Annotated in this window: 2 protein-coding genes; one reads left to right on the top strand and one right to left on the bottom strand. The window is 71.8% G+C overall.

Going from position 1 to position 2,415, the window contains the following annotated elements:
• Window positions 1-41: 41 nt before the first annotated feature.
• Window positions 42-581 carry a hypothetical protein gene (locus ND748_RS30080; RefSeq protein WP_251749597.1) on the bottom strand — a complete coding sequence of 180 codons (540 nt, stop codon included), beginning with the start codon at window positions 579-581 and terminating at the stop codon, window positions 42-44.
• Window positions 582-1,364: 783 nt separating this feature from the next.
• Here ND748_RS30080 and ND748_RS30075 point away from each other — a divergent pair.
• The coding region (locus ND748_RS30075; RefSeq protein ID WP_251749595.1) for a YihY/virulence factor BrkB family protein at window positions 1,365-2,415 on the top strand (1,051 nt) is incomplete at its 3' end.

The raw sequence follows: 2,415 nt of genomic DNA, 5'->3' as shown, positions 1-2,415 counted from the left end.
GGCCCACGGTGCCCCCGGCCGCGGCCCACGGTCCGGTGAGATCAGGCGGTTCCGCCGCCGCCGGCTGCTGCCCCGCCCACCGGGACGGCGGTCGGGCTGGTGACGAGCCGGCCGCAGGCGGCCGAGTTGGAGACCTCCTCGGGCAGCTCGGGCTGCACGTCGCTGCGGGCCGCCCCGTCGTAGCGGCCGGTGTGGTTCGCGTCGACACCGTGCTGCTCGATCACGCCCTCGCCGCCGCGCAGCTCCGCGGCGACCTTCGGGGAGACGGTGATGGTGCGCCGGTAGCCGGCGTCGCCGACGGGGAATCGGTCCAGGGCGTAGGAGCTGCCCGGTCCGGTGTCGCCGGTCGTGGTGAGCGACACCGCGATGGCGCCAATCGACTTCTTCGCGTCGCCCGAACGGACCTGGCCACCCGCGCCGGTGCCCGCCGCGTCCGGGCTGGGACAGGAATGATTGCCGCCGATGTGGATGTGCTGGGGGTGCGGCAGTCCCGGCGCCAGACCGTGGGTCGAGATCCGGATGCTCAGCAGGTTCCCCCGCAGGGTCGCGGTGACCGTGCCGCTCGCACCGGATCGGTTCACGGGTCCGAGGTCGGCGACCAGGTAGGTCGGCTCGCCGCCGGGCGCGTCACGTCGTCCGCGCGGCGTCGAGGCCGCGTCGGCGGGCGGTGCGAGCGGATGGCCGACCGGCGGCGCCGGGGCTCCGACGGTGTCCGTCCCGGAGGCACCGGGCCTGATTGCACCGGGCCTGATTGCACCGGGCCTGATTGCACCGGGCCTGATTGCACCGGGCCTGATTGCACCGGGCCTGATTGCACCGGGCCCGATCGCGCCTGGCCCAATGGCGCCGGGCGGGATCGGGTCTGCCGCGATCGTGTCTGCTCCGGTCGCCTCCGGACCTGTCCTGTCCGCGCCGACCGGAGTTGCCCTGTCCGGGCCGGACACGGCCAGAACAGGAAGGACGGCGAGGGGAAGCAGACCAACGCCGATTCCCGGGACGATCCCCCGGAGACCTCGTCGCATCCGCGGACTCCTTTCGGGCGGTGGACCGTGGCTACCTCGTGATCGATCAGGTGCGTAGGGTGGCGGCATCAGCCAAGGCCACGGGTGCCCATCCGTCAACGCGATGATGAGCCGGCGCAGGGAGCCCGCCGCACCGCCGCCCGGATCGGGGGGCACGGGCGGGGATCGGCCGCGTAGCCGGTACACCACCCGATCGGGCCAGCCACGGCGGCGAATAGCGCGCGATGTGGTGGGAGGTCCGTTGGCAGCCGGTCGAGATGCTTTACCGGCAGGTCAACGGGTATTCGGCCCACCCGGACGGGGGACAGCTTCATGATGACGGACGGCCTGGGGAGGCGCGGGATGGCGCTCGGTGGCCGCATCGACCGGGCCCAGCAACGCAATCGCGGGGTCGGCTTCGTCATCGCCGTCATCTACAAGTTCGCCGACGATCAGGGCGGCTACCTCGCCGCCCTGATCACCTTCTACGCCTTCCTGTCGCTGTTCCCGCTGTTGCTGCTGCTCACGACCGGGCTCGGCTTTGTCCTGCACGGTCATCCCGACCTGCAGGAACAGGTCGTTACCTCAACGCTGAGCCAGTTCCCGATCATCGGTGATCAGCTCCGCGACGACGTGCAGGCGCTCAAGGGCAGCGGGATCGCCGTCGCGGTTGGCGTGCTCGGCGCCATCTCCGGCAGCCTCGGCGTCGCCCGGGCGATCGGCAACGCCCTCGACACCGTCTGGGCGGTGCCGCGCCGGGCCCGACCGAACCCGTTCTTCGCCCGCCTGCGCAGCCTCAGCCTCATCGGCCTGCTCGGCCTCGGTGTGCTGATGACGACGGTGCTCTCCAGCGTCACGACCGGGGCGTCGGCGTTCGGCCGGTTGGCCGCCGGGTTCCAGGTGCTCGCGGTGGCGATTTCCACGGCGGGCAACGCCGGCCTGGTCCTCGTCGCCTTCAAGGTCCTGACCGCCCGGTCCGTCCGGATGCGTGAGATCCTGCCCGGGGCGGTCTTCGCGGCGCTCGGCTGGCAACTGGTGCAGACGCTGGGCAGCTACTACATCGCCCATCAGCTCAAGGGTTCCACCCAGGTCTACGGGCTGTTCGGGCTCGTTCTCGGGCTGATGACCTGGTTGTACTTCCTCGCCGTCGTCGTGGTTCTCGCCATGGAGATCAACGCGGTGCGGGCGGGCCGGCTCTACCCGCGGGCGCTGTTGACCCCGTTCACCGACGACGTCGAGCTGACCGATTCCGACCGGCGGGCCTACACCTCGTATGCCAAGGCGGAGCAGTTCAAGAGCTTCCAGCAGGTGGACGTCACCTTCACCGATCTCCCCGACCAGCAGCGTCCGGCGGGCGGCCCACCGTCGGCGGCCCCAGGCGCGGGTCGGGACCCGGCCGCCGCCGCGGACCCCG

This window comes from Frankia sp. AiPs1 (assembly GCF_023716945.1).
Lineage (GTDB): Bacteria > Actinomycetota > Actinomycetes > Frankiales > Frankiaceae > Frankia.
The sequence above is the reverse complement of the archived record's forward strand: the minus strand, read 5'-3'. Positions and strand labels throughout refer to the sequence as shown.